Below are 653 nucleotides of genomic sequence, written 5' to 3' on the forward strand. Positions count from 1 at the left end.
AGGGAACTCAAGGTTCCAGTGAGATCTCATCTTGAGGCAAGTTTCCCGCTTAGATGCTTTCAGCGGTTATCTTTCCCGAACATAGCTACCCGGCAATGCCACTGGCGTGACAACCGGAACACCAGAGGTTCGTCCACTCCGGTCCTCTCGTACTAGGAGCAGCCCCTCTCAAATCTCAAACGTCCACGGCAGATAGGGACCGAACTGTCTCACGACGTTCTAAACCCAGCTCGCGTACCACTTTAAATGGCGAACAGCCATACCCTTGGGACCGGCTTCAGCCCCAGGATGTGATGAGCCGACATCGAGGTGCCAAACACCGCCGTCGATATGAACTCTTGGGCGGTATCAGCCTGTTATCCCCGGAGTACCTTTTATCCGTTGAGCGATGGCCCTTCCATACAGAACCACCGGATCACTAAGACCTACTTTCGTACCTGCTCGACGTGTGGGTCTCGCAGTCAAGCGCGCTTTTGCCTTTATACTCTACGACCGATTTCCGACCGGTCTGAGCGCACCTTCGTACTCCTCCGTTACTCTTTGGGAGGAGACCGCCCCAGTCAAACTACCCACCATACACTGTCCTCGATCCGGATAACGGACCTGAGTTAGAACCTCAAAGTTGCCAGGGTGGTATTTCAAGGATGGCTCCA

General features: G+C 54.2%; 1 rRNA gene. It reads right to left on the reverse strand.

The features are described 5' to 3' along the window. Window positions 1-653: ribosomal RNA gene (locus ACYP2A_RS10805) — 23S ribosomal RNA — on the reverse strand; the annotation flags it as partial.

Source organism: Pseudomonas sp. 3A(2025) (assembly GCF_054589175.1).